Raw genomic sequence first — 23,589 nt, forward strand, 5'->3', positions numbered from 1 at the left:
ATGCGAGAGCCAGCCATGTCCGCCCCCTTGCCCGCCCCGCCAAACGCCTCCGAAACCTCCCTTCCGCCGCCGGGCCAGGCGGTGTTCGACGCCCGCGGCCGGCGGCTGGACTATGCCGGCCGCACGCTGGTGATGGGCATCCTCAACGTCACGCCGGACTCGTTTTCCGACGGCGGGCGCAGCGCCGCGCTGGACGATGCGGTGGCCAATGCGGCCAGACTGGTGGCCGATGGGGCCGATATCCTCGACATAGGCGGCGAATCGACCCGGCCCGGCCACACCCCGGTTCCTGCCGAGGAGGAGATGCGCCGCGTGCTGCCGGTGCTGGCCGAAATCGTCGGGCTCGGCGTGCCGGTCTCGGTCGACACCCAGAAGGCCGAGGTCGCCGAGGCCGCGCTGAAGGCGGGTGCCCACATCGTCAACGACATCTGGGGCCTGATGGGCGATCCGCAGATGGCGCGGGTCGCCGCCGCCTTCGACGCCGGCGTGGTGGTAATGCACAACCGGGCCGAGGTCGATCCCTCCGTCGACATCGTCGCCGACATGCTGGCCTTCTTCGACAAGGCGCTGGAGCGGGCGGCGCGGGCCGGCATCCGTTCCGACCGCATCAGCCTCGATCCCGGCATCGGCTTCGGCAAGACGTTCGAGCAGAACCTCTCGGCGCTGGCGCATCTCGGCGACTTCGCCAAGCTGGGTTTCCCGCTGCTGCTCGGTACCTCGCGCAAATCGCTGATCGGCAAGGTGGTGGTGGCGACGCCGTCCGAGCGGCTGCCGGGTACCATCGCCTCCAACGTGATCGGCATCATGGCCGGCTGCGCGATCATCCGCGTGCACGACGTCGCCGCGCATGTGCAGGCCGCCCGCGTGACGGAGGCGATCAAAGGTGCCGCCTGAATTCTTCATCCGCCGGCCGCGTCCGGTCGAAAAGCACGTCGCCTATCTCTGCCTCGGCTCCAATCTGGGCGACCGGGCGAAGACCATGGCGAAGGCAGTGGGGCTGATCGCCCGCACCGGCGGCGTCAGCATCCTGTCGCGCTCCTCGCTCTACGAGACGCCGCCCTGGGGGCCGGTGCCGCAGGGGCCCTATCTCAACCTGGTGGTCGCCATCGAGACTGAGCTGTCGGCGCGCGAGCTGCTGCACATGCTGCTGGGCGTCGAGCACGCCTTCGGGCGCGACCGCACCCGCGAGGTGCGTTTCGGGCCGCGCACCATCGACATCGACATCCTGATCTATGGCGACGAGAAGATCGACGAGCCGGATCTGGAGATCCCGCATCCGCGCATGATGGAGCGCGCCTTTGCCCTCCTGCCGCTGGCCGAGATCGCCCCGGAACTCGCCGTCGGCGGCGTGCGCATCCGCGACGCGCTGGCCGGGCTCGATACGTCCGGCATCGTGCGGGTCGCCGATGCGGCCTGACGTCGAAAGGGCGACGGATCGCTCCGTCGCCCTTTCGTTCCGTCAGGACCTGTCGCAGCTACGCAACTCAGCGGCAGACCTCGACGTCGCGGTAATAGGCGCGACCCCAATTGTTGTAGAAGGTCCGGGTCTCCGTCCAGCAGCGCGGACGGTAGGGCCGGTAGCCGTAGCCGCCGCCATATCCGGGGCCGGGGCCGTAGGCATAGGCCGGGCCGGGGGCATAGGCCCGGGGCGGCGGCGGGGGCGGGGCATAGTAGCCGCCGCCATAACCGCCACCATAAGCGTTGCTGGCCGCGCCGGCGACCAGGCCGCCGACGATGAGGCCGCCGACCACGCCGGCCGCGACGGCGGCGCCGTTATTGTGGTCGCGGGCCTGCGACGGGGTGGGGAGAGCGCTGGCCAGAGCGACGCCCGCGAGGGCGACCGCGGCGATCTTGGTGCTGTGAGCGAAGCGGCTCATGACGACCTCTGCATCTCAGTGTCGGCCGGGGATCGGCCTGTCGATGGAGAGGACACTAGTGCTTCTCGCCCTAACTCAATCTGAACCCGTTGTTGCAAAAGGTTCATCGAACTGAACGCAATCCTTCGGGCTCGTTCATCTAGCGTTCATCCCGCGAGCGGGGAGGTGGCCGGTGCCGGACTACGATAGCGAGGGTTTCATCGCGGCCTGGGCCTTTGATGGCACAGGCGGGGCGCGCAAGGTCGGCTGGGCCGAGCTGCGCGGCGGCTGCACGGTCGGCGAGCGCGGCTTCATCTGGATTCATCTCCAGCTGTTGGACCGCCGCCAGCAGCCCTGGCTGGAGGCCGATGCCGGCATCGAGCCGGGCATCGCCGATTCGCTGACCGCCGAGGAGACGCGCCCGCGCTGCGTGCTGTTCGATTCCGGCGCCTTCCTCAATCTGCGCGGCATCAACTTCAAGCCCTATTCGCTGCCGGACGAGATGCACTCGATCCGCTTCTGGGTGGAGCCGAAGCGCATCATCTCGGTGCGCACCTACCCGCTCTCCGCGCTGGCCGATTTCGAGGACGCGCTGCATCGCGGGCGGGCGCCGCGCACGCCGGGCGAGTTCATCGCCGACCTGTCGCTGCGCCTCGTCGACCGCATGGACACGGTGATCACGGCGCTGGCCGAGCAGGCCGACGAGCTGGAGGAGAATGTCTGGAGCGCCACCCTCACCAATCTCAGCCAGCGCGTCTCGGAGCTGCGGCGCGTCGCCATCATCCTGCGGCGCTACATCGCCCCGCAGCGCGAGGCGCTGAACCATTTCTCGCTGGAGGACGCCGAATGGATGACGGCGCGCGACCGCAACCGGCTGCGCGAGGCCGGCGACCGGGTGACGCGCTTCGCCGAAGAGCTGGATTCGGTGCGCGACCGCGCGGCGGTGATCTATGACCAGATGGTGGAACGTCGCGCCGAGCAGATGAACCGCTCCATGCAGATCCTGGCGGCGGTGACGGTGATCTTCGCGCCGCTCACCCTGATCACCGGCCTGATGGGGATGAATGTCGGCGGCATTCCCGGCTCCGACGACCCGGTGGGATTCTGGGCCGTCACCTCGCTCGCCGGCATTGCCGGCGTGGCGATGGTCGGGCTGTTCCGCTGGGTGCGGTGGCTCTGAGGCTGCCGCAGCGTTACAATGGCGGCGCGGCGCGGGGCGCCGGGTTCAAGCGCGAGGCGCGAGATGAACAAGCTGTCGATGATGGCCGTCGCCGCCGGGCTCAGCGTCGCGGCCGTGGCGGTGCCGGATGGCGGCGCCGTGGCCTATGAGTTCACCGGCGCCTTTCCCGGCGGCAACTGTGCCGTCATGGCGCAGAGCATCCCGGCCTCGAAGCTCTGGTACGGCCATTTCACCGGCCAGCGCCAGTGGGGCACCTTCGAGGAGAGGATCCAGACCCGCACCGTGGAGGGCTGCTTCAAGAGCCGGGGCGAATGCGACAACTGGCTGTATCAGTGGCGGTCGACCTACCAGTACAATTTCTGGAACGACTACTGCGTGATCAGCAACCAGCCGAGGCCGCGCCGGCCCTATGCCGGCTGAAGTCGCGCGGGGCCCGGAGGACGGGCAACGGACGCCTGCACATGAAAAAGGCGCCGGCCCGGTGGGGCCGACGCCTTGCAAGGCTTCAGGCTGGAAGCCTTCCGGCCGGATCAGACGGCCTTGGAATACAGCTCGGCGACGTAGTCCCAGTTCACCAGGTTCTCGACGAACGCCTTGAGGTAGTCGGGGCGACGGTTGCGGTAGTCGATGTAGTAGGAGTGCTCCCACACGTCGACGCCGAGGATCGGGGTGGCGCCGGAGACCAGCGGGCTCTCGCCGTTCGCGGTCTTGGCGACGATCAGCTTGCCGTCCTTCACCGCCAGCCACGCCCAGCCGGAGCCGAACTGGGTGACGCCGGCCTGGATGAAGTCTTCCTTGAACTTCTCCACCGAGCCGAGATCCTCGACGATCTTCTTCTCGAGCTCGCCGGGAATGGCGCCGCCGCCATTGGGCTTCAGCCAGTTCCAGAAGTGCAGGTGGTTGTAGTGCTGGCCGGCATTGTTGAACAGGCCGGGATTCTTGCCGTAGGAGCCCTTGACGATCTCCTCGAGCGACTTGCCCTCGAACTCGGTGCCCTTCAGCAGGTTGTTGCCGTTGTTCACATAGGCGAGGTGGTGCTTGTCGTGGTGGTACTCCAGCGTCTCGCGCGACATGTAGGGCGCAAGGGCATCATAGGAATAAGGCAGATCAGGAAGCGTGAAGGACATCGACTCTGTCTCCGCAATGTAAATCTGGCTCCCGCCGCGGCAGCAGGCGCCGGGCGGCTTCCTCCCAAAGGTGCGTGCGCACCGAAAAGAGATCGACGGTGACTAGATAGGGCGGTCCGTCGCCGGCGACAACCGAAAGCCATGGCGAGTCCGCATTTCCTTGGGAAGAATTTCCGGCAGGCGGACAGGCCGCTTCGCCACCGGCCGGCGGTGCGACGAAGCAAAGCATCTTGGTAAATGTGGCGAGCTTTCGTAAAAGCCGTCCGCGACGTAAATTAGAATGCGTGGAGGGCTGGTCGCGAATCAGCTCGGCGGAGTTTTTCTATGGGTGCAATCATCATCGGCATCGGTCTGGTTATCGGCGCGGCCGGCGTCGTGCTCGGACTGATCGGCGCGCAATCCCTGGCACAACCTTCCGGGACCGCGCTCGTCATCGTCGGCACCCTCGGCTTTGTCGGTGGATTGCTGCTGGCGGCCCTCGGTCTCGTCCACCGCGCCCTGATCGACATCGGCCACAAGCTCGACGGCGTCGTGCATGTCGAGGCCGACGAGTATTACGACATGGAGCCGCGCGAGCACGTCCGGCCGGCGGCGCTCCATGAGGAGCCGCACGAGGAGTTGGCCCGCGCCGCCCCGGTGACGCCGCCGCCCTTCGTGCCCGCCAAGACGAAACTGCCGGAGCCGGAACCGGTGGAGCTGGCGCCCGAGCCGCCCGTCGCGCCGCCGGCCCCGCTGCCGGTACCGGCAGCCAAGGAGAGCTCCGGCGGCCTGCCGTCCTGGTTCCGCCGCAAGCGCGCGCCCGAGCCGGCTCCGGCCGAGCCCGAGCCCGAGCCCGTTCTGGCGGCCGAGCCCGACTTCTCCAAGCTGGCGACCGAGAGTTCGGAACTGCCGGCCTTCGAACTGTCGGACCTGCTCGAGCCGGAACCCGTGCCGGGCGAGGCCAAACCTTTCGAGAGCAAGCCTTTCGAGAGCAAGCCTTTCGACACGAAGCCGGCGCCGGCTGCCGCGCCGGTGGTGTCCAAGCCCGTCGTGCCGGAGCCGAAGGTGGAGGCCAAGCCGCCCGCGCCTCCGGCGCCCGAGCCCAAGAACGTCGAAGCCAAGAGCGTCGAGCCCACGAGCGTGGAGCCCAAGCCGGTGGCGCCGAGGCCGCCCGAGCCGGCTCGCCCCGAAGCTTCCCGCGCCGATGCCGACGAGGGACCGGGCGCGCCGCCGGCCTTCCTGCAGCATGGCTCCGACCTCGTCGACGAGGCGCCGGGGATTACCGTGCTGAAGGCCGGCGTCATCGGTGGCATGGCCTACAAGCTGTTCTCGGACGGCTCGATCGAGGCCGAGCTGCCGGACGGCACGCTGCGCTTCGCCTCGCTGCAGGATCTGCGCGACCACGTGTCCGGCGCCGGGCAGGGCTGAGCCGAGCCGGAGGTCGAGCTTCGCCGGAGGCTGGCCTGCGCAAGAGGATGAGTTGACGGGGCGCCGCGACGAGGGTCGCGGCGCCCTTTTTCGTCAGCTTGCGGCGTCCGCCACGACCTCCGCCACGGTGTCCGCCACTCGAGCGGCGGCGAGCGCGAAGGCATAGACCAGCGCGGTCTCCTCCAGCCGGTCGAAGCGGCCGGCGGCGCCGCCATGGCCGGCATCCATGTTGGTCTTCAAGAGCAGCGGCGCGTCATTGGTGCGGGTGGCGCGCAGCTTCGCCACCCATTTTGCCGGCTCCCAATAGGTCACGCGCGGGTCGGTGAGCCCGGCCAGCGCCAGGATCGCCGGATAGCCGGTCGCCGCGACATTGTCATAGGGCGAGTAGGCGCGGATGAAGCGGAAGGCTTCCGCATCGGTGATCGGGTTGCCCCATTCCGGCCATTCCGGTGGGGTGAGCGGCAGCGTGTCGTCGAGCATGGTGTTGAGCACGTCGACGAACGGCACCTCGGCCACGATGCCGGCGAACCGATCCGGGCGCAGATTGGCCACCGCCCCCATCAGCATGCCGCCGGCCGAGCCGCCATGGGCGACGATGCGGTCGGGCGCGGCGATGCCGGCCGAAACGAGATGGTCGGCCACCGCGATGAAATCGTGGAAGGTGTTGGTCTTGTTGCGCAGCTTGCCGTCGAGGTACCAGCGCCAGCCCTTCTCGGTGCCGCCGCGAATATGCGCGATGGCGTAGACGAAGCCGCGATCGACCAGCGACAGCCGCGAGGTGGAGAAGCCGGCGGGGATCGAGATGCCATAGGCGCCGTAGCCATACAGCAGGCAGGGGGCGCTGCCGTCGAGCGGCGTGTCGCGCGAGAACAGCAGCGACACCGGCACGAGGGCGCCGTCCTTAGCCTCCACCATCAGCCGCCGGGTGACGTAGCGGGCGGGATCGTGGCCGGAGGGCACTTCCTGCCGCTTGCGCAGCACCCGCTCGCGCGAGGCGACGTCGTAGTCCCAGACCTCGGCCGGGGTGGTCATCGACGAATAGGTGAAGCGGATCAGCGTCTTGTCGAAGCCGTGCCCGGGATCGACGCCGAGCGAGTAGGCCTCCTCCTCGAAGGCGACCGCATGCTCGGCACCATCGGCCAGCGCATGGACGATCAGGCGCGGCAGGCCGTCCTCGCGCTCCAGCCAGACGAGATGGCCGCGCAGAACGCCATGCGACAGGATCAGCCGGCCCGATTTGTGCGGCACCAGATCGCGCCAATTGGCCCGGCCGGGCGCCGCCACCGGGGCGGTGACGATCTTGAAGTCCTCGGCGCCGTCCGCATTGGTGAGCAGCACCAGCGTCTCGACGCCGCCGAGATCCGGGTGGTGCTCGACGCCGTAGCGGATGCCGGCCCGGCGCGGCTCGACGAGGCGGGGCGCGTCGAGCGGCCGGGCGAGGTCGAGCAGCGACACTTCGCTGGTGTCGTGGTCGCCGCAGGAGATCAGCCCGAAGCGCTCCGACTGGGTGCGGCCGAGCGAGACGAAGAAGCCCTTGTCCGGCTCCTCATAGACCAGCACGTCGGTCGACGGGTCCGCGCCGAGCGCATGGCGATAGACGAAGCTCGGGCGATGCTCGGCGTCGCGGCGGATGTAGAAGACATGGCGCCCGTCCGCGCTCCACAAAACGTCGCCGGTGGTCTCCTCGACGGTGTCCGGCAGCTCGGCGCCGGTCGCGACGTCGCGGATGTGCAGCGTGTAATATTCCGAGCCGGCGGTGTCCGCCGTCCAGGCGATCAGGCGATGGTCGGGCGAGGGCTGGATGTCGCCGAAGCTGAAATAGGCCGGCTCGGCGCCCAGCGCGTCGCCGTCGAGCAGCAACTGCTCGTCGCCGCCGCTGACCGGGATGCGGCAATAGAGCGGATGCTGCCCGCCCTCGCGGAAGCGGCTGTAGTAGGCGAAGGGGCCGTCGGGCGAGGGCACGGAGGAATCGTCCTCCTTGATGCGCCCGCGCATCTCCTTCACCAGCGTCCGGCACAGATTCGCCTGCGGCGCGAACCAGGCGTCGGCCGACCGGTTCTCCGCGTCCAGATGGGCGCGAATGTCGGGCGCCAGCAGCGAGGGATCGCGCATGACGTCGCGCCAGTTCTCGGCGCGCAGCCACGCATAGGCATCGGTGAGCGTCTCGCCGTGGAACTGGCGGATGAGGGGAGCGTGGCGGGGAGAGTTCACGGCCTCCGCCGGACGATCAGCGCTCACCGGCGCCCTCGCTCGCCGCCGAATCGGCGACCGCGTCGGCGCGGAAGGTGAGGGCGACGCCGTTCATGCAGAAGCGCATGCCGGTCGGGCGCGGCCCATCGGGGAAGACGTGGCCGAGATGCGCGTCGCAGGTGGCGCAGCGAATCTCGATGCGGTGCATGCCGTGCGAGTGATCATGCACGGCGCTGACCGCGTCCTTCGAGACCGGCTGGAAGAAGCTCGGCCAGCCGGTGCCCGATTCGAACTTGGCGGAGGAGTGAAACAGCGGCTCGCCGCAGCACACGCAGCTATAGGTGCCGGCTTCCTTCTGCGACAGATGCGGGCCGGAGAAGGCACATTCGGTGCCGTGGCCACGGGTGACGCGGAACTGCTCGGGCGTGAGCAAGGCACGCCATTCAGCCTCCGTCTTTACAACCTTGGGGCGGGGGGCGGTGTCGGCCATGGTGTTTTTCCTGCTGAACGCCCCCAGAGATAGGCGCCGACAGCGGTGTCTTCAAGCCGCGCGGGCGGCGCGTAGGGGGCGCGCGAGACGCGCTCGACCGGGGCGCGGCGATAAAGCGGGGCTCCCTTACCGGAATTTCATCAAAACTCCGCGCTCAATGCGATATATCGCTCTGACGCGGTGCGCCGGGCGCAGCTGGTGGTGAACACATTCAGTTGAGGGCGCGGTGTTGTGGCGCGATAAATGGCGACAACACATGCCGCAGGCGACTAAAGTTCAAATCAAATTCGAAAGTTCTTGATGTCGGCTAAAGACAACCTTATTTAAAGGTTAGAAACGCATATGGCTGCTGGTGGGCGTATGGGTTCGTCCTTCGGCCGATGTCACGGTGGATGATGGTCGGTGAATGTTCTGCCGACCTGTCGAAAAAAGAACGACTCATGAGCGAAAATACTGATATCGAGAAATATATCGAACTCGCCGCTGACATTGTCTCCGCCTATGTGAGCAACAATGCGGTGATGTCGAACGACCTGCCGATGCTGATCGGCGAGGTGCACGCGGCGCTGCAGTCGCTCGGCAAGGTGGCCGAGGAACCGGCGGCCGAGCCGTTGAAGCCGGCCGTGTCGGTGAAGCGGTCGATCGCGCCGGACTATCTGATCTGTCTCGAGGACGGCAAGAAGTTCAAGTCGCTGAAGCGCCACCTGCGCACCCAGTACGGGATGACGCCGGAGCAGTATCGCGAGAAGTGGGGCCTGCCGGCCGACTACCCGATGGTGGCGCCGAACTATGCTGCCGCGCGCTCGGAACTCGCCAAGCAGATGGGGCTGGGCCAGCAGCGCCGCCGCGGCGCCGCCTGAGGGCGGCCGCCATCCCGGAGCTGCGCGCCGGGACTATCTATCGAGCAAGGCCGTCACGTTGTCGTGGCGGCCTTTTTCATGCGCGGCGGGGGGATCGTCCCTTTGCGAGGGCCCCCGTCTTCTTGTGGCGGGCGATCCGGCATTCGATCCTGTCCGGTCGGGACGCCTGCGGCTCGCCTTGCGTCGTAGAGCGGCGTCATCCGCCGTCGCGCGCCCGATGGCCGCGTGGGCTGCGCTGGCTTGCGGGGATGGATGAGGCCGCGCTGCCCGTCTCGGCGCTGGTGGCCGCCGGTGCTTTCCGGTCGACGTGCCGGCGGAGGTCGGTGATCCGGCTACCTGCCGCCGGGGGCGCGCCGAGCCGTGTCCCAATCTTCCTGATGTCCGCCGCCATCTCCGCTTCCAGCCGCCGCAGGGCGGCATGGCGGGTGGCGTCGTAGCCCTGGCCGCTGTGGGCGGCGCGTCGCTCGGCGCGCAACAGGCGCGCGAGGCGGGCGCGCCGCTCGGCGAGGTCCCGGCCGAGAAACGGCCGGAGCGCCGCGACCCTGGCGGCGATCGCCTCGCCCGGTTCCTGGCTGCGCTGCGCGCGCAGCGATGCGCGTCGGGGTTGTGAAGGTCGCATGGGAGATCTCCGTGAGGACGCCGCCAGTGTGACGCCCCGTGGAGAGGGGTGGATAGAATCGCTACTTGAGCACTCGTTACGGTGCGGCGTTTGAACCAGGGGCGCCATAGGTTGCGCGGCTTGTTGAATGCATCTTTTGAGTGTAGGTTTAAATTCCTGCAATCAAGAGTATGTTCCCATGATCCCGCTTCCTGCTCCCCTTTCAAGCGCCGGTCCGATGGGCCGCGCCAGCCTGCTGGCGGCCCATCTGGCGGCCGAAAGCACCGGCCTATCGCTGCACGACGTGCTGCAGGCGCGCCGGGGAAAGCGCGCCAGCGCCTCGACCCGCGCCCTCGCCATGTATCTCGCCCATGTCGGGCTGGGCGAGACGATGGGGCGGGTGGCGCGCGACTTCCGGCGCCACCGTTCCACCGTCTCCCACGCCTGCCGCCGGATCGAGGAGACGCGCGAGGACGGCCGCCGCGACGCCTGGATCGAGGGGTTGGAACGGCGCCTGCGCCGCGTGGCGGAGAGCGGTCATGGCGGGTGAGGGCGCGACCGGGCGGTGCATCGAGCGGCTGGAAATCGTTATTGAAGGCCAACGCCACTGGGTGGAGGTCGATCTCACCGAGAGCCCGCTCGCCTGGCTGGCGCGGCGGCGCGGCCGCGAGGGGCGCGGCTTCATCGATGCGGTGCAGCTGATGGCGGGAGAGCGGCTGCGGGCCGATTTCACCCGCGCGCAGATGATGCCGCGCACCACCGCCGACTGGAGCGGGATCGGCCGCGGGCCGGCGCGCCATGCCGCCCGCACCGGGCTCGCGGCCAGCGAGGCGGCGCTGGCCGCCAAGCAGCGGGTGGAGAGGGCGATGGAGGTCGTCGGGCCGGAATTCTCCGGCACGCTGCTCGACGTGTGCTGCTTCCTGAAGGGGATCGAGCGGGTGGAGCAGGAGCGGGGCTGGCCGGCGCGTTCCGGCAAGGTGGTGCTGGGCCTCGGCCTCGACCGGCTGGCCCGTCACTACGGCCTGTCGCGGGAGATCACCGGGCCGGCCCGGGCGCCGATCCGCAGCTGGAGCGCGCCGGCGGCCGAGGCGGCGACCGGGACGGGGCGGTCGTCAGACGGTGGCTAGCGCCCCGCGCGCGTCGGCGCGGATGCGCTCCACCATGGAGCGCAGGCCGTTCGAGCGCTGCGGGGTGAGGTGCTCGCGCAGGCCGATCCGGTCGAACACGGCGGCGGGATCGATGCCGAGTATGTCGCGGGCCGACTTATCGGAATACAGCACCAGCAGGATGGCGATGAGGCCGCGCACGATATGCGCGTCGGAATCGCCGACAAAGGTGAGGCGGGGGCCGTCGGCTCCCGCCGACAGGTCGCTGACCAGCCACACCTGGCTGGCGCAGCCCTGCACCTTGGTCGCGTCCGAGCGCTCGGCTTCCGGAAAGGGCGGCAGCTTGCGGCCGAGCTCGATCAGGTAGCGGTAGCGGTCGTCCCAGCTGTCGAGCAGCTCGAAATCGTCGATGATGTCGTCGATCGTCATGGCCATGTCGCCGCGTCGTCGCGGCGTCCTTTGACCCGCATATAGGGGTGCGACTAGCCCGAGCGCAATAAGTCCCGTCAGCTCGGACGACGCGGCGGGGTGGGAACCGCCGGGCTCGCGGTGGCGGGCGCGGTGGCGGGCGCCGCCACGGGCGGGCCGAAGATGGTGGCGTTCTCGGCCTCGACGCCGCCATTCGCCGGCGCCTGCCAGGCCGGGCTCAGGTCGTGCGCGGTGAGGGTGTCGCCCGGGGCGTTGGCATTGGCGCGCTCGGCGACCTTGCGCTTCTGCTCGGTGATCTGCTCGCCGATATAGTTCAGCAGCAGCCGCGCCCCGGCCTCGGCGCGGGTGCCGAGCGTGGTGGCGATCTCGCTGCCGATGGCGCAGGCCTGCGGCTGGCGATCGCAGAAGCCGCGCGCATCCGACATCGCCGAACCGGCGGCGGACAGCGCCTGCAGGGGATCGACCGGCGCGGCGCCGGAGGCGGCGGACGGGCCGGGGGCATGGGGCTGCGACAGCTGCAATCCCGGAATGGACGGCAGCAGGATCAGCACGAGCGTCAACCAGAACGCGACACGCAGAAGGAAGAACATCGCCCCGTCTCTCGTTTGCCGATGGGCGCGGACGGCGTTCCTCGTACGCCCTTTTCTCGCCCATCTTCCCCAAGCATAACGCGCAGACGTTGCACAACCGGTGTCGCGATCCGGCAAAATCGTTAGATTGCGTAAAGCTGCGGTTAAGCACGCGGGCGGCATCATGGCCGCTCAGGCGCTGGAATCAGCGTCGTGGAAGGCCGGCCGGCTGGGTCGGTGGCTGGGGAGTCCGGGATGCCGCGATCTTATGCGAGCGACCTTCTCGTGGATGGAATCGATCTCGGCGCGCAGCGCGCCCTGGTCGTGTCCGAACGTCCGAGGCATCGGCGCTCGGACCTGTTCATGGTGGTCGTGGCCGCTGCCGCCAGCGCGGCGGTGATCGCCAATGCCTTCGTGCTGCAGGACGGCCGGCGCGAGAGCAGCGGGACCCCGGTGCCGCCTCCGGCCGCGGCCGCGCCCCGCCCGGCGACCCCCGCCCCGGCAGCCGCCGCCAAGCCCGTCGCCCGCACCACCGACGCCGCAGCAGCGCCGGCCGCGACCTCCGCCCCGGCGCCTGCGGCTGTCGCCACGCCCCTGCCGCCGGTCAAGCCGCCGGTGCCCAAGCCGGTCGCCAAGGTCGAGACCCCCGCGCCTGCCGCTCAGGCGAGCGCGCCCGCTGCCGCGCCGGCCGCTGCCGCCGCGCCGGTGCGTCCGCCGGCCGAGGTGGCGGTGTCCGCCCGCATGATCGAGGTGCAGAAGGCGCTGGCCCGTCTCGGCTACGGGCCGATCCGCATCGACGGGCGCGCCAGCGACGCGACCGAGAAGGCGATCAAGGATTTCGAGCGCGACCGTCGCCTGCCGGTGACCGGCCAGCTTTCCGACCGGCTGGTGAAGGAACTCAACGCCGTCGCCGGCTTCTCGATCCAGTAGGTTCGTGCGATGCGCCTCAAAAGCGCCATCTGGGTTTCCGCCCTCATCCGCCGCGCCAACGGGGCGGGGGCCTTCGCCGCCGTGCGCCGTCGTGGCGCCGAGGAGGCGGGGGCGGTGTTCGTCAAGGTCGCGAGCCTGGACGGCAAGGCGGCGCTGTACGGGCCCGCTCCCCCCTCCCTCGACGACGAGGACCGCCCGGAGCGTCGCTTCGTCGTGCTGGTGCAGGCCGACCGGCCGGAAGCGGAGGCGGAGGAGCGGATGGGCAAGGAGATCCGCTTCGATCCGGATCTGTGGTTCGTCGAGCTCGAGGATCGCGAGGGGCGCAGCTTCCTCGACCTCGCCTGAGCGCCGGCTACCCGCCCCTTCAGACCCCCTGGCGGCGCGGCTCGCTGGCCGTGTCGAGGGCCGGGGAAGTCGCGGGGCGCGGCACGGCGAAATCGCGCATCGACGGTGCGGCGCCGGCGGGGCGCGGGGCGCCGGAACGGCGGACGCCGCGCCAGATCGCCACCATGTGCTGGGCACTGGCCGAGGGCAGGGCATCGAACAGATCGGCGAGGCGCGCCATGTCGCTCGACGAGCGCCCGACGCCGGGGTGCAGCCGGAACAGGATGCGCGACAGCACGGCGAGGCTGAGGCCGAGCGCCCGCGCCGCGATGGCGAGCGCTTGACCGGCCTCGTCCGCGACGATGCGCGCGGCCGCCTCGGGCGGCACCGCCAGCGCCCGCTCCAGCAGCAAAGCGAGCGCGGCACGGTCCTCGCGCTTGGCGGCGGCGAGCAGGCTCTCGGTGAAGGCCTCGCCCTGGCCCCCGACCCGCTCGGCCAGCGGCAGCGGCGGCAAAGTGAGCAGGCGGTGCAGCATGGCGGTGCGTTCCTCCGGCGCGGAGCCGAAGAAGTCCGGCGCGGCCGGCGAGGGGCGCTGATGCGGCTCGCGCGTGTCGTGGCGGGCGTCGTGGCGCGCATCGTGGCGCGCATCGTGGACGGTCGAGGCGAGCCGCTTGGCGAGCTCCGGGGAGACGTCGCGGCGAGCGGCGATGGCCTGCAGCCGCGCCGGCTCGGCAGTGCCCGCGAGATCGATCAGCGCGGCCTCGTCCAGTACCGGCGACAGGCGCAGCAGCGGCGCGGCGGTGTCGATGGGCCCGGCGGCCAGGCGGCGCACCAGTTCCAAGGGGAGATCGGTGCGCCGCGCGAGGCGCTCGGCGGCCTGCCGCGCGAGCGCCGGCGCGACTCCCTCCATCAGCCGGGGCAGCAGCACGCCGAGCCGGCGGGCGGCATCGGCATCCCCGACGCCCTGCTCGATCACGCGGTCGACCAGCAGCGCCAGCAAAGCCGGGCGCGTGTCGGCGTCGCGACGACGGGCGTCCTCTAGGGTGGCCTTGAAGGCGGGGCCGACGGTGGAGGGCATGAAGGGCGACAGGTTCGAGCGATGAGGGAGGGTACGCCGGGACCGGCCGAACTAAATTGCGCCATGAACGTTAGCAGCGCGTTAACCACGCCGGAACTAGCTTCCGCTTGTCCGGTTTGGCTGAAGATCGGAGGACGCAGAATGGGTTCGGTCGTACCGTTTCCTGCCTCCCGCAAGCTGCGCGGGCGCCGCGACCGGCGCCGGGAGGCAACTGTGCCTGTGTCGGCGAAAGTGGTGATCCTGCCGGTTATCCGCATCACGCGGGCGCCGCCGCCAGTATCCGCCGCGACCGCCGCGACATCCGCTCCCCCGAAGGCGTGAGCCTATTCGCTCGCGGGCGTCGGGGTGCATGTGGCGGAAGCGATGGCTGCCTGCACCTCCTCGCGGGCACCGCGCTCGCGCGCCAGCCCGCGGATGACCACGATGCCTTTCTGCGTCGGCGATTCCACCACCAGCCGGTCCGCCACGGTCACTTCCTCGTCCTCCGGCATCGCCGCCTTCTGGCGGGCATTCATCAGATCGAGCTCGATGATCGTGCGGCCGGCGGAACGGTCGTTGATGGCGTAGAAGGGTAGCCCCCGCCGCGTGTAGAAGGAGATCGAGGTGTAGTCCTCGGTGGTCGGGGTCCGCACCTTCAGCGGTGCCACGGTGAGATCGTAGAGGCACACGGCGGTCACGAAGGCCGGGTCGGAGGCGGGAAGCGCCTCGGCGAGCAGGCGCCGGTTCTCGACCAGCGTCACGGCGTTGACCTGTCCGACCTCCGACAGCCTTGCATAGGCGTCGCGCTCGGCGAGATAGGGCATCAGCAGCACCCCGACCAGATGCACCAGTACCCCCAGCACCAGACCGGCGAGGATGGGAATCACGAGGCGTTTCACGGGCAGCGCTCCGTGACCAGGGCCGGCATGTCGGGGGCGTCGCTGGTGCGGCTGGCGAGGCCGACCGGCGCATCATAGAGGCGCAGCGTCAGGGTGAGGCGGTCGCGAGCGCCGGTCGGCAGCCAGTTGCCGGCGCGCGCGCGCGGGCCGAGAACCACATCGGCGGTGCCGTCACGCTTCCATACCACTTCCGTCGAGGTGAAACCGTGTCGGTCGGCGGCGTTGTCGATCAGGTTGCCGTCGCGGTCGGTGAGGGTGAGCGTCCAGAAGCGCGCCTGCGGCACCGTGCCGGACAGGCGGATGTCGCAGCGCCCGTCGAGCGGGGCGCCCCTGTCGTCGGTCACGGCAACGAAGGCGAGGCCGTCGGCCAGTTCCAGCGGCAATTCGCCGGCGCGCGCCGCCGCCGCCCGCGCATAGGGGTCGGCAGTCTCGGTTCCCGCCTTGGGCCAGGCTTTCCAGGCGCCGGCGCGTACCACGCCGGGCCCGTTGCCGTTCGCCGTCGCGAACCAGGTGAGGCCGAGGCCCACCACGGCGCCGATGACGAGGGTCAGGATGAAGAACAGTGGACGCACGGTCGGGAGAGATCCGGTCAGGGGTGCGGTGTCAGGCCGGTGTCAGGCATGCGCCTGCCGGCGGCGGGGGTCAATTGGGCTCGACCGTCGGGCGGGCCTCCGCCCCGGCGAACTGGTCGCTGGCCGGCAGCGCCGCCGTCGGCCGGCGCGACGCCTCGGCGGCGGCGCGCATGCGTTCCGACAGCGCCATCAGCCGGGTGGCGGTGGCGGGGGAGAGCGTCACAGGGCGCTGGAAGCCGTCAATGTCGAGCGGGGTCGCCTCGGCCACCGCGCCGTCCAGCTTCGGCGCCGGCTGGTTGCCGAGGCCGGGCGTCGGCTTCAGCTCGATGCCCTGATGCGCGAAGGCCATCACCTTCTGCCAGGTCATCGCCGGCAGCGAACCGCCGGTCATCTTGCGAGTGGGGGTGAAGTCGTCATTGCCGAACCAGATGGCGCCGGCATAGTTGCCGGTGAAGCCGACGAACCAGGCGTCGCGATAGGCGTTGGTGGTGCCGGTCTTGCCGGAGACCTTGGTGCCGGGGATCATCGCCCGCCGGCCGGTGCCGTTCTCCACCACGCTGTTCAGCATCGGGTTGATCATCGCGATGATGTTCTCCGGGATCACGCGGTGCGGCTTCGGGCCGTTGCGGTCGAAGCTCCACACCGGTTCGCCGGCGGGGGTGCGCATCTCCAGGATCGCGTGCGGGGCCACCGACATGCCGTTATTGGCGAAGACGGCGTAGCCGGTGGCCTGGTCGATCACCGTGACCTCGGCGGCGCCGAGCGGCAGGGCGCGGGTGATCTTCAACTCGCTCCTCACGCCCATGGCATGGGCGAGATCGACGATGCGCCCGCGCCCGATCGCCTCGGCGAGCTTCACCGCCACGGTGTTCAGTGAGCGGGTGAGCGCCTGGATCAGCGGCAGGCGGCCGGCATAGGAGCGGCCGTAATTCTGCGGGCACCAGTTGCCGATGCAGATCGGCCCGTCCACCACCATGGTCTGCGGGGTGTATTTCCCGGTCATCAGCGCGGCGGTGTAGACATAGGGTTTGAAGGACGAGCCGGGCTGGCGCAGCGCGTCGGTGGCGCGGTTGAACTGGCTCTCGCCATAGTCGCGGCCGCCGACCATGGCGCGTACCGCGCCGTTCGGCTCCAGCACCACCATGGCGGACTGGCTGGCGCCGTAATCCTTGCCGAACTCCTTCAGGCTGTCGCGGATCGCGGTGTCGGCCGCCTTCTGGATGTTGGGGTCGAGCGCGGTGCGCACCACGAAGGAGCGCTCGGCGTAGTTCCGCGGCAGCGTCTCGACGATGGTCTTCACCTGGTCGAAGGCATAGTCGAGATAATAGTCCGGCGTGTCTTCCTGCTTGCGGTTGATCGGGGTCGCCGGGTTGCGGCGGGCGCCGAACACCTGGCCCTCGGTCATGAAGCCGGCATCGACGAGGTTGTCGAGCACCACGCTGGCCCGGCCGCGCGCGGCGGGCAGGTTGACGTGGGGGGCGAACTTCGACGGCGCCTTGAACAGGCCGGCGAGCATCGCCGCCTCGGCAAGCGTCACCTCGCGCGCGGACTTGCCGAAATAGTACTGCGCCGCCGCGTCGACGCCGAAGGCGCCGCCGCCCATATAGGCGCGGTCGAGATAGAGCTTGAGGATCTGGTTCTTGGTGAGGTGGAACTCCAGCCACAGCGCCAGGAAGGCTTCCTTGATCTTGCGCTCCAGCGTGCGCTCGTTCGACAGGAAGAGGTTCTTGGCCAGCTGCTGGGTCAGCGAGGAGCCGCCCTGCACCACGCCGCCGGCGCGGGCGTTCGACAGCACGGCGCGGAAGGTGCCGGGGATGTCGATGCCGAAATGCTCGTAGAAGCGCCGGTCCTCGGTGGCGAGCACCGCCTTGATCAGGTGATCGGGGAACTCTTCCAGCGGCACGGTGTCGTTGTGGCGGATGCCGCGCTCGCCGATGGTGTTGCCATAGCGGTCGAGGAAGGTGACCGAGAGCTCGGAGCGCTTCAGCCAGTCGTCCGAGGTTTCGTGGAAGGCGGGGATGGCGAGCGCCAGCATCAGCACCGCGCCGACCGCGCCCCAGGTCATGCCCTCCGAGGCGATCTCCACGCCCCAGCGTGCCGGACCGCGCAGATTGAAGCGCTCGGTGAAGGCGACGTAGGAATCCCACGCGGCGCGCAGCCGGACGCCGCCGCTATAGATCGTCGAATCGATCCAGGAATCGATAATGAGCAGCAGGTTGCGCAGACGGCGCGTGCGGCGCGGCTGCCCCTCGCCGGGGGAGGAGCCGTCCGGTCCCGCGCCGTCCGGTCCCGAGCTTGCCACCGGGGCGTCGTCCTTCTTCGAGCCGTCGTCCAAGCCGCGCTCTCCGCGAGGTACTCTACATGCCCGCCCTTATAGCCGAGACACCGATGGCACACCACTTGAGGGTGCGGGTCTCGCCTTGGCCGGACATGGAAGCTATCTAAGGTTTGATTGCCAAGCCGTGAAGCGCGCCGCCACCCGCCGCGTTCGCCGAGAGGTCCGATGACTGCCGACACCACCCGCACCCCGGATGCCCGTACCCCGGAGGCTCTCGCTCCCGAGGCCGCTCCGCCGGAGACGCCGTTCTGGAAGCGCACGCCGCTGGAAGCGATGAGCGCCGCCGAATGGGAGAGCCTGTGCGACGGCTGCGGGCGCTGCTGCCTCGTCAAGCTGCAGGACGAGGACACCGAGGCGATCGCCTATACCGACATAGGCTGCCAGCTGCTCGACGATTTCGGCTGCCACTGCCGCGACTACCCGAACCGTCAGGCGCAGGTGCCGGATTGCGTGCGGCTGACCCCGGAAGTGGTGCGCACGCTGGAATGGCTGCCGCCGTCCTGCGGCTACCGGCTGATCGCCGAGGGGCGCGACCTCTATTGGTGGCACCACCTCGTCTCCGGCGACCGCGACACCGTGCATGCTGCCGGCGTTTCCGTGCGTGGCCGGGTGGCGGCGCTGGAGGACGACCTGCCGCTGGAGGACTTCGTCGACCACATGGTGCGCTGGCCGCTGCGCCTGCCCAAGGGGGCGGCGAGCCGGCAGCGCAAGGGGGAAGCGAGCCAGCAGGGCAAGGAAGCCGCGAGCCGGCGGGGCAAGGGAGAAGCTGGCCGGTCGCGCTCAGCGTAGCAGCGGCGACACCAGCAGCAGCGCCGCGAAGCCGGCGACCGCAGCGGCGCCGATACGCGGGACGACATGTCCGCGCCCTGTCGCGGCGGCGGCACGGCCGGCGAGGATGCCGAAGCCGATCCAGCCCAACGCCACCAGCGCGCAGAGCCCGGCGAAGCCGGTGAGATAGGGCCATACCCGCTCCGTCCCGAACGGCACCACGCCGAGCGCGAACAGGATCGCCTTGGGATTGAGCAGCGTGGTCACGAACACCCGCAGCGGCGTGACGACGCGAGCGACCTCGGCCGGCGCGCCGCCGGCCCGGTGCCACAGCGCCCAGGCGGTGGTGAGCAGATAGAGGCCGACGGCGATCCTGAGGCTCATGCCGAGGGCCGGCGAGGCGGCCACGGCCGGGCCGAGGGCGAGGCCGATGGTGCAGATCGCGATGAGGTAGCCGGCGATTTCCGCCGGCATCAGCGGCAGCGCCCGGCGCCATCCGCCGGCGGCACCGGCGGTGGCGAGCAGCGTGTTGGTGGGACCGGGGGTGGCGAGGATCGCCAGCACGGCAAGGGCGAACAGGACGGGATCGGTCATGCCGGTCTTGATAGCGGAGGTGCCGGGGGACCGGTATCGGGGGCTCTGCTTAGGCTCGTATTCCCTGGCCGGCGGCGTCCCGGACGACCAACGCGCCAATCCGGGTTGGCGTGGCCGGTATCAGCTGGTCCGGGATAAGGAGAGAGATGACGGGGCGATCCCGCCTCCGCGGCTCCGCCTCCGGCCGGGATGACGACGAGCGGTTTTCCGCAGCGGAGCCCTTTCTTTCCCCTCCGATTGGGGAGAGGGTCCCCGCCTAGCGGGCTGGTGAGGAACACCATGGGGAAGCGTCGAAGACCCCTCACCTCCATCCCTCTCCCCGACGGGGAGAGGGGGAAGGAAGTGGTCAACGCTCCAGCGTGATCCGAACGATCAGAGAGCCAGCACGCTCTTGTCGACCTTGTTGATGTCCTTGGTGCCGGTGAGCGCCATGGAGACGTCGAGTTCCTTGCGGATGATCTCGATCGCCTTGGCGACGCCGGCCTGGCCGCCGGCGGCCAGCGACCACAGGAACGACTTGCCCATCATGCAGCCCTTGGCGCCCAGCGCCACGGCCTTGAGCACGTCCTGACCGGACTGGATGCCGCCGTCGAACCAAATCTCGCTCTTGCCGCCGCCAATGGCGTCGACGATCTTCGGCAGCGCCGAGATGGAAGACACCGCGCCGTCGAGCTGGCGGCCGCCATGGTTGGACACCACGATGGCGTCGGCGCCGGTCTGAGCGGCGATCTTGGCGTCCTCGACGTCGAGCACGCCCTTGAGGATCAGCTTGCCCGGCCAGATGGAGCGCACCCACTCGACGTCCTTCCACGACAGCGAGGGGTCGAACTGGCCGGCGATCCACTGCGACAGCGTGGTGAGGCTGTCGCTCTCCTTGCGCACCGCAAGGTTGCCGAAGGAATGGCGCTTGCCCATCAGCACGCTCATCGCCCAGGCCGGCTTGGTGGCGATGTCGAGCGCGTTGGCGACGGTCAGCTTGGGCGGCACCGCGAGGCCGTTCTTGATGTCCATGTGGCGCTGGCCCTGGATCTGCAGATCCAGCGTGAGGACCAGCGCCGAGCACTTCGCCGCCTTGGCGCGCTCGATCAGCGACTCGGAAAACTTGCGGTCGCGCATCACATAGAGCTGGAACCAGAACGGCTTGTTCACCGCCGCCGCCACGTCCTCGATCGAGCAGATCGACATGGTGGACAGGGTGAAGGGAATGCCGGCGGCGTGGGCGGCGCGGCAGCCATGGATCTCGCCGTCGCCGTGGAACAGGCCGGTGAGCCCGGTTGGGGCGATGGCGAGCGGGAGCGCCACCTCCTCGCCGATCATCGTCGTCTTGGTCGAGCGCTCGGAGACGTCGATCATCACCCGCTGGCGCAGCGCGATGGCGTCGAGGTCGGCCTTGTTGGCCTTCAGGGTGGTCTCGTCATAGGAGCCGCGGTCGGCGTAGTGGAAGATCGCGCGCGGCACCTTCTTCATGGCGATGGCGCGAAGATCCTTGATGTTCGTTACGGGGGCCATTGGCCGGGGCTCCTATACTTTCAAAGAATGAGGGGAGGCTCTACGCCTCCCCCGCGTGGCGTCAATTGTGAATGACGAGGGCCGTGAACGGCCACAGATGCGCCTGGGCGCTGACGAGCAGACCCACCAGCACCGCAAGCGCGATGGAGTGGAAGAACACGTAGCGCAGGATGGTGCCTTCCGAATTCTGCCATCCGGTGGCGGTGGAGGCGACGACGATCGACTGCGCGTCGATCATCTTGCCCATCACGCCGCCCGAGGAGTTCGCCGCCGCCATCAGCACCGGCGACAGGCCGAGCTGCTGCGAGGTGATCTTCTGCAGGCCGCCGAACAGCACGTTCGACGCGGTGTCCGACCCGGTCAGCGCGACGCCCAGCCAGCCGAGCAGCGTGCCGAACAGCGGGTAGAACGGCCCGGTGGCGGCGAAGGCAAGGCCCAGCGTGGCGTCGAGGCCGGAATAGCGGGTCAGGAAGCCCAGCGCCAGCATGATGGCGATGGTGGCCAGCGAGTAGCGCACCTTCCACAGCGTGCGGCCATAGATCTTCGCCAACCCCAGCGGCGAGAAGCCCATGGCGAGGCCGGCGACGATGGCGGACAGGAAGATGCCGGTGCCGGTCATCGACAGGATGTTGAAGTTGAACACCGCGGGTTCGGCATGCGCGGCGGCGACCACCGGCGGGGTCTTGAAGACGAGATTGTGCAGGCCGGTCATCTCGAACTTCTGGATGAAGAAGCCGTCGAGCGCCGCCTTCACCTGCGGGATGCCCCAGGCGAACACGAACACGGTGAGGATGCCCCAGGGCAGCCAGGCGAGCACCAGCGCCTTGGTCGAGGGCCGGGCGGTGGTGAAGTCGGTGGCGCCCTTGGTGGTCGAGCCTTCCGAGCCGTCGCCGTTCTCGCGGCCCTTCAGCGCCGTCGAGGTCCAGATCTTCTTCGGCTGCCAGACGCGCAGGAAGGCGACGAGGCAGAGCATGGAGACGATGGCGGCCACAACGTCCACTAGCCAGGGGCCGTGATAGTTCGACACCAGGAACTGCGGGACGGCGAAGGAGATGCCGCAGACCAGGATGGCCGGCCAGATCTCCAGCATGCCGCGCCAGCCGGCGAACGCCCAGATCAGCCAGAACGGCACGATCAGCGAGAAGAAGGGCAACTGGCGGCCGATCATCGCCGACAGGTCCATCAAATCGAGGCCGGTGACGGCGGCGAGCGCGATCACCGGCGTGCCGAGCGCGCCATAGGCGACCGGGGCGGTGTTGGCGATCAGCGACAGGCCGGAGGCGGCGAGCGGCGAGAAGCCGAGGCCGATCAGCAGCGCCGCCGTGACGGCGACCGGGGTGCCGAAGCCGGCCGCGCCTTCGAAGAAGGCGCCGAACGAGAAGGCGATGAGCAGGAGCTGGAGCCGGCGGTCGCCGGTGATGCCGGCGATGGAACGCTGCAGGGTGGTGAACGAGCCGTTCGCCTCGGTCATCTGGTGCAGGAAGATGATGTTGAGCACGATCCAGCCGATCGGCATCAGCCCGTACATGGCACCGTAGCCGGCGGCGATGCCGGCCTTCTCCGACGGCATGCCGAACACGAACACCGCGATCACGAAGGCGGCGACGAGGCCGGCGAACGCCGCGACATGCGCCTTCATGTGCAGGAAGCCGAGGCCGACGAGCATTACCACCACGGGTACGGCCGCGAACAGCGTCGACAGCGCAAGGCTGCCGAACGGGTCGTAAATCTGGTTCCAGGTCAAGTCCGTTTCCTCCAAGTGAACAGCGGACTTGGCGTCCGTTTTTGCGCGTTCGCGATTGGGTGCCGGCCGGCGGCACCTTATCCCCGACCCGTTAGGGAAGGTGGTAACAGGAGTCTCGTTTGGTAAAATTGTCTTACCAAGGGAGTCAACTGGTTAGCCGCTTAGCTCTTGGTTGTAGACGCGCGGGCCGGAAAGTGAAAAAAGCAGCGGGAAATCAGTTCGGAGCTCGAAGCAGATGACCGCGCGCCTGCGCACGCCCAAACTGGCCGAGGCGATCGCCGAACATATCGAGCGGCTGATCCTCGAAGGCGTGCTGCGCCCCGGCGAGCGGCTGGCGAGCGAGCGCGACCTCTCCGAGCAGCTGGAGGTCTCGCGCCCCTCGCTGCGCGACGCGTTGCAGATCCTCGAAGAACGCGGGCTGCTGGCGATCGGCCGCGACGGCACGCGGGTGACGCAGTTCCTCGCCCCGCTCACCGAGCCGCTGGCGGGGCTGCTGCATTCCAACGAGCAGGTGACGGCCGACTATTTCGAGTATCGCGAGGCGGTGGAGCGCAAGGCGACCGGCCTCGCCGCCGTGCGGGCCAGCGACCCGGAGCGGCAGGCGATCCGCGAGTGCCTCGGCGAGATGCAGGCGGCCTACGACGCCAACGAGCCCGACCGCGAGGCGGAGGCGGACATCGTGCTGCACCGGCTGATCTACGGCGCCTCGCACAACCTCGTCATCCTGCACGTCATGCGCGCCTTCAGCGAGATGCTGCGGCGGGACATCTTCTTCAACCGCACGCAGCTGTTCGCCATCGACGAATTCCGAGAGGAATTGCTAAGCCAGCACAAGGCGATAGGCGAGGCGGTGGTGGCTGGTGACGCCGAGGTGGCGGAGGCGGCGGCGCTGCGCCACCTGATCTATACCGGCCAGAGCGTCGAGCGTTTCCGCCGCGACGAGGCGCGCACCAGCCTCGCTCTGCGGCGGCTCAACCGCTCCACGCTGATCGCCGGCAGCTAGGCCCGGTTTACCGGAGCCCAGTTTACCGGGGCCTAGTTT

26 protein-coding genes are annotated in these 23,589 nt (G+C 69.3%); 12 read left to right on the plus strand and 14 right to left on the minus strand.

The window, feature by feature from the left end:
• Positions 1 to 15: 15 nt before the first annotated feature.
• Together folP and folK are read left to right on the plus strand one after the other, a co-directional pair.
• Entirely contained in the window at positions 16 to 894 is an 879-nt protein-coding gene (gene folP, locus KHC28_RS26415) for a dihydropteroate synthase (protein WP_214011344.1), read from the plus strand.
• Entirely contained in the window at positions 884 to 1,417 is a 534-nt protein-coding gene (gene folK, locus KHC28_RS26420; protein ID WP_214011345.1) for a 2-amino-4-hydroxy-6-hydroxymethyldihydropteridine diphosphokinase, read from the plus strand. Before folP ends, folK begins: the two co-directional genes overlap by 11 nt.
• A gap of 67 nt (positions 1,418 to 1,484) precedes the next feature.
• On the opposite strand, the gene KHC28_RS26425 is transcribed toward folK, so the two are convergent.
• Positions 1,485 to 1,877, minus strand: a complete 393-nt coding sequence (locus KHC28_RS26425) for a hypothetical protein (RefSeq protein ID WP_214011346.1) — start codon at positions 1,875 to 1,877, stop codon at positions 1,485 to 1,487.
• A 172-nt stretch (positions 1,878 to 2,049) separates the two neighbouring features.
• Between KHC28_RS26425 and KHC28_RS26430 the strand changes: the two genes are divergently transcribed.
• Both KHC28_RS26430 and KHC28_RS26435 read left to right on the plus strand, forming a co-directional pair.
• Positions 2,050 to 3,036, plus strand: coding sequence for a zinc transporter ZntB (locus tag KHC28_RS26430; RefSeq protein ID WP_214011347.1), 987 nt, complete (start codon positions 2,050 to 2,052; stop codon positions 3,034 to 3,036).
• Positions 3,037 to 3,099: 63 nt separating this feature from the next.
• Positions 3,100 to 3,456, plus strand: a complete 357-nt coding sequence (locus KHC28_RS26435; RefSeq protein WP_214011348.1) for a hypothetical protein — start codon at positions 3,100 to 3,102, stop codon at positions 3,454 to 3,456.
• Positions 3,457 to 3,566: 110 nt separating this feature from the next.
• Here the strand turns inward: KHC28_RS26435 and KHC28_RS26440 are convergent, their stop codons facing one another.
• The gene (locus KHC28_RS26440; protein ID WP_214011349.1) at positions 3,567 to 4,163 is read right to left on the minus strand and encodes a superoxide dismutase; all 597 of its coding nucleotides are present in this window, start codon (positions 4,161 to 4,163) and stop codon (positions 3,567 to 3,569) included.
• Between the two features lie 324 nt (positions 4,164 to 4,487).
• On the opposite strand from KHC28_RS26440, the gene KHC28_RS26445 reads away from it, so the two are divergent.
• Positions 4,488 to 5,570 carry a hypothetical protein gene (locus KHC28_RS26445; protein WP_214011350.1) on the plus strand — a complete coding sequence of 361 codons (1,083 nt, stop codon included), beginning with the start codon at positions 4,488 to 4,490 and terminating at the stop codon, positions 5,568 to 5,570.
• Positions 5,571 to 5,663: 93 nt separating this feature from the next.
• Here the strand turns inward: KHC28_RS26445 and KHC28_RS26450 are convergent, their stop codons facing one another.
• Both KHC28_RS26450 and msrB read right to left on the minus strand, forming a co-directional pair.
• The gene (locus KHC28_RS26450; protein WP_376772802.1) at positions 5,664 to 7,808 is read right to left on the minus strand and encodes a S9 family peptidase; all 2,145 of its coding nucleotides are present in this window, start codon (positions 7,806 to 7,808) and stop codon (positions 5,664 to 5,666) included.
• A complete protein-coding gene (msrB, locus tag KHC28_RS26455; RefSeq protein ID WP_214011351.1) occupies positions 7,798 to 8,250 on the minus strand; it encodes a peptide-methionine (R)-S-oxide reductase MsrB in 453 nt (150 codons plus the stop codon). Before msrB ends, KHC28_RS26450 begins: the two co-directional genes overlap by 11 nt.
• 440 nt (positions 8,251 to 8,690) lie before the next feature.
• Between msrB and KHC28_RS26460 the strand changes: the two genes are divergently transcribed.
• Positions 8,691 to 9,110 carry a Ros/MucR family transcriptional regulator gene (locus KHC28_RS26460; RefSeq protein WP_214011352.1) on the plus strand — a complete coding sequence of 140 codons (420 nt, stop codon included), beginning with the start codon at positions 8,691 to 8,693 and terminating at the stop codon, positions 9,108 to 9,110.
• Between the two features lie 196 nt (positions 9,111 to 9,306).
• Here the strand turns inward: KHC28_RS26460 and KHC28_RS26465 are convergent, their stop codons facing one another.
• The gene (locus KHC28_RS26465) at positions 9,307 to 9,729 is read right to left on the minus strand and encodes a hypothetical protein (RefSeq protein WP_214011353.1); all 423 of its coding nucleotides are present in this window, start codon (positions 9,727 to 9,729) and stop codon (positions 9,307 to 9,309) included.
• 178 nt (positions 9,730 to 9,907) lie between these two features.
• Between KHC28_RS26465 and KHC28_RS26470 the strand changes: the two genes are divergently transcribed.
• Entirely contained in the window at positions 9,908 to 10,258 is a 351-nt protein-coding gene (locus tag KHC28_RS26470) for a helix-turn-helix domain-containing protein (RefSeq protein WP_214011354.1), read from the plus strand.
• Entirely contained in the window at positions 10,248 to 10,835 is a 588-nt protein-coding gene (locus KHC28_RS26475) for a DUF6456 domain-containing protein (RefSeq protein ID WP_214011355.1), read from the plus strand. The genes KHC28_RS26470 and KHC28_RS26475 overlap by 11 nt, the downstream gene beginning before the upstream one ends.
• Here KHC28_RS26475 and KHC28_RS26480 read toward each other — a convergent pair.
• Both KHC28_RS26480 and KHC28_RS26485 read right to left on the minus strand, forming a co-directional pair.
• On the minus strand, positions 10,821 to 11,243 hold the full coding sequence (locus tag KHC28_RS26480; RefSeq protein ID WP_214011515.1) for a SufE family protein: 423 nt from the start codon (positions 11,241 to 11,243) through the stop codon (positions 10,821 to 10,823). The genes KHC28_RS26475 and KHC28_RS26480 overlap by 15 nt on opposite strands.
• 77 nt (positions 11,244 to 11,320) lie before the next feature.
• Positions 11,321 to 11,833 carry a DUF5330 domain-containing protein gene (locus KHC28_RS26485; RefSeq protein WP_214011356.1) on the minus strand — a complete coding sequence of 171 codons (513 nt, stop codon included), beginning with the start codon at positions 11,831 to 11,833 and terminating at the stop codon, positions 11,321 to 11,323.
• Between the two features lie 234 nt (positions 11,834 to 12,067).
• Between KHC28_RS26485 and KHC28_RS26490 the strand changes: the two genes are divergently transcribed.
• Both KHC28_RS26490 and KHC28_RS26495 read left to right on the plus strand, forming a co-directional pair.
• On the plus strand, positions 12,068 to 12,742 hold the full coding sequence (locus KHC28_RS26490; protein ID WP_214011357.1) for a peptidoglycan-binding domain-containing protein: 675 nt from the start codon (positions 12,068 to 12,070) through the stop codon (positions 12,740 to 12,742).
• Positions 12,743 to 12,751: 9 nt separating this feature from the next.
• Positions 12,752 to 13,087 (plus strand): DUF1491 family protein, encoded by a 336-nt coding sequence (locus tag KHC28_RS26495; protein ID WP_214011358.1) that lies wholly within the window; start codon positions 12,752 to 12,754, stop codon positions 13,085 to 13,087.
• Positions 13,088 to 13,106: 19 nt separating this feature from the next.
• On the opposite strand, the gene KHC28_RS26500 is transcribed toward KHC28_RS26495, so the two are convergent.
• From KHC28_RS26500 to KHC28_RS26515, 4 genes are all read right to left on the minus strand, one after another.
• On the minus strand, positions 13,107 to 14,144 hold the full coding sequence (locus KHC28_RS26500; protein ID WP_214011359.1) for a DUF2336 domain-containing protein: 1,038 nt from the start codon (positions 14,142 to 14,144) through the stop codon (positions 13,107 to 13,109).
• 323 nt (positions 14,145 to 14,467) lie between these two features.
• The gene (locus tag KHC28_RS26505; protein ID WP_214011360.1) at positions 14,468 to 15,022 is read right to left on the minus strand and encodes a DUF1254 domain-containing protein; all 555 of its coding nucleotides are present in this window, start codon (positions 15,020 to 15,022) and stop codon (positions 14,468 to 14,470) included.
• Positions 15,019 to 15,594: a DUF1214 domain-containing protein gene (locus KHC28_RS26510; protein WP_214011361.1), complete on the minus strand. Its 576-nt coding sequence runs from the start codon at positions 15,592 to 15,594 to the stop codon at positions 15,019 to 15,021. The genes KHC28_RS26505 and KHC28_RS26510 overlap by 4 nt, the downstream gene beginning before the upstream one ends.
• Positions 15,595 to 15,664: 70 nt before the next feature.
• Entirely contained in the window at positions 15,665 to 17,818 is a 2,154-nt protein-coding gene (locus KHC28_RS26515; protein ID WP_246565273.1) for a transglycosylase domain-containing protein, read from the minus strand.
• A 279-nt stretch (positions 17,819 to 18,097) separates the two neighbouring features.
• Between KHC28_RS26515 and KHC28_RS26520 the strand changes: the two genes are divergently transcribed.
• A complete protein-coding gene (locus KHC28_RS26520; RefSeq protein ID WP_214011362.1) occupies positions 18,098 to 18,721 on the plus strand; it encodes a YcgN family cysteine cluster protein in 624 nt (207 codons plus the stop codon).
• On the opposite strand, the gene KHC28_RS26525 is transcribed toward KHC28_RS26520, so the two are convergent.
• The 3 genes from KHC28_RS26525 to KHC28_RS26535 form a co-directional block, all read right to left on the minus strand.
• The gene (locus tag KHC28_RS26525; protein WP_214011363.1) at positions 18,713 to 19,294 is read right to left on the minus strand and encodes a LysE family translocator; all 582 of its coding nucleotides are present in this window, start codon (positions 19,292 to 19,294) and stop codon (positions 18,713 to 18,715) included. The genes KHC28_RS26520 and KHC28_RS26525 overlap by 9 nt on opposite strands.
• Positions 19,295 to 19,666: 372 nt before the next feature.
• Positions 19,667 to 20,803: an alpha-hydroxy acid oxidase gene (locus KHC28_RS26530; protein WP_214011364.1), complete on the minus strand. Its 1,137-nt coding sequence runs from the start codon at positions 20,801 to 20,803 to the stop codon at positions 19,667 to 19,669.
• A 61-nt stretch (positions 20,804 to 20,864) separates the two neighbouring features.
• Positions 20,865 to 22,547, minus strand: coding sequence for an L-lactate permease (locus KHC28_RS26535; RefSeq protein ID WP_214011365.1), 1,683 nt, complete (start codon positions 22,545 to 22,547; stop codon positions 20,865 to 20,867).
• Positions 22,548 to 22,782: 235 nt separating this feature from the next.
• Between KHC28_RS26535 and KHC28_RS26540 the strand changes: the two genes are divergently transcribed.
• Positions 22,783 to 23,550: a FadR/GntR family transcriptional regulator gene (locus KHC28_RS26540; protein WP_214011366.1), complete on the plus strand. Its 768-nt coding sequence runs from the start codon at positions 22,783 to 22,785 to the stop codon at positions 23,548 to 23,550.
• Positions 23,551 to 23,589: the final 39 nt, after the last annotated feature.

The organism is Ancylobacter sonchi (assembly GCF_018390695.1).
In the GTDB taxonomy this organism is placed as follows: domain Bacteria; phylum Pseudomonadota; class Alphaproteobacteria; order Rhizobiales; family Xanthobacteraceae; genus Ancylobacter; species Ancylobacter sonchi.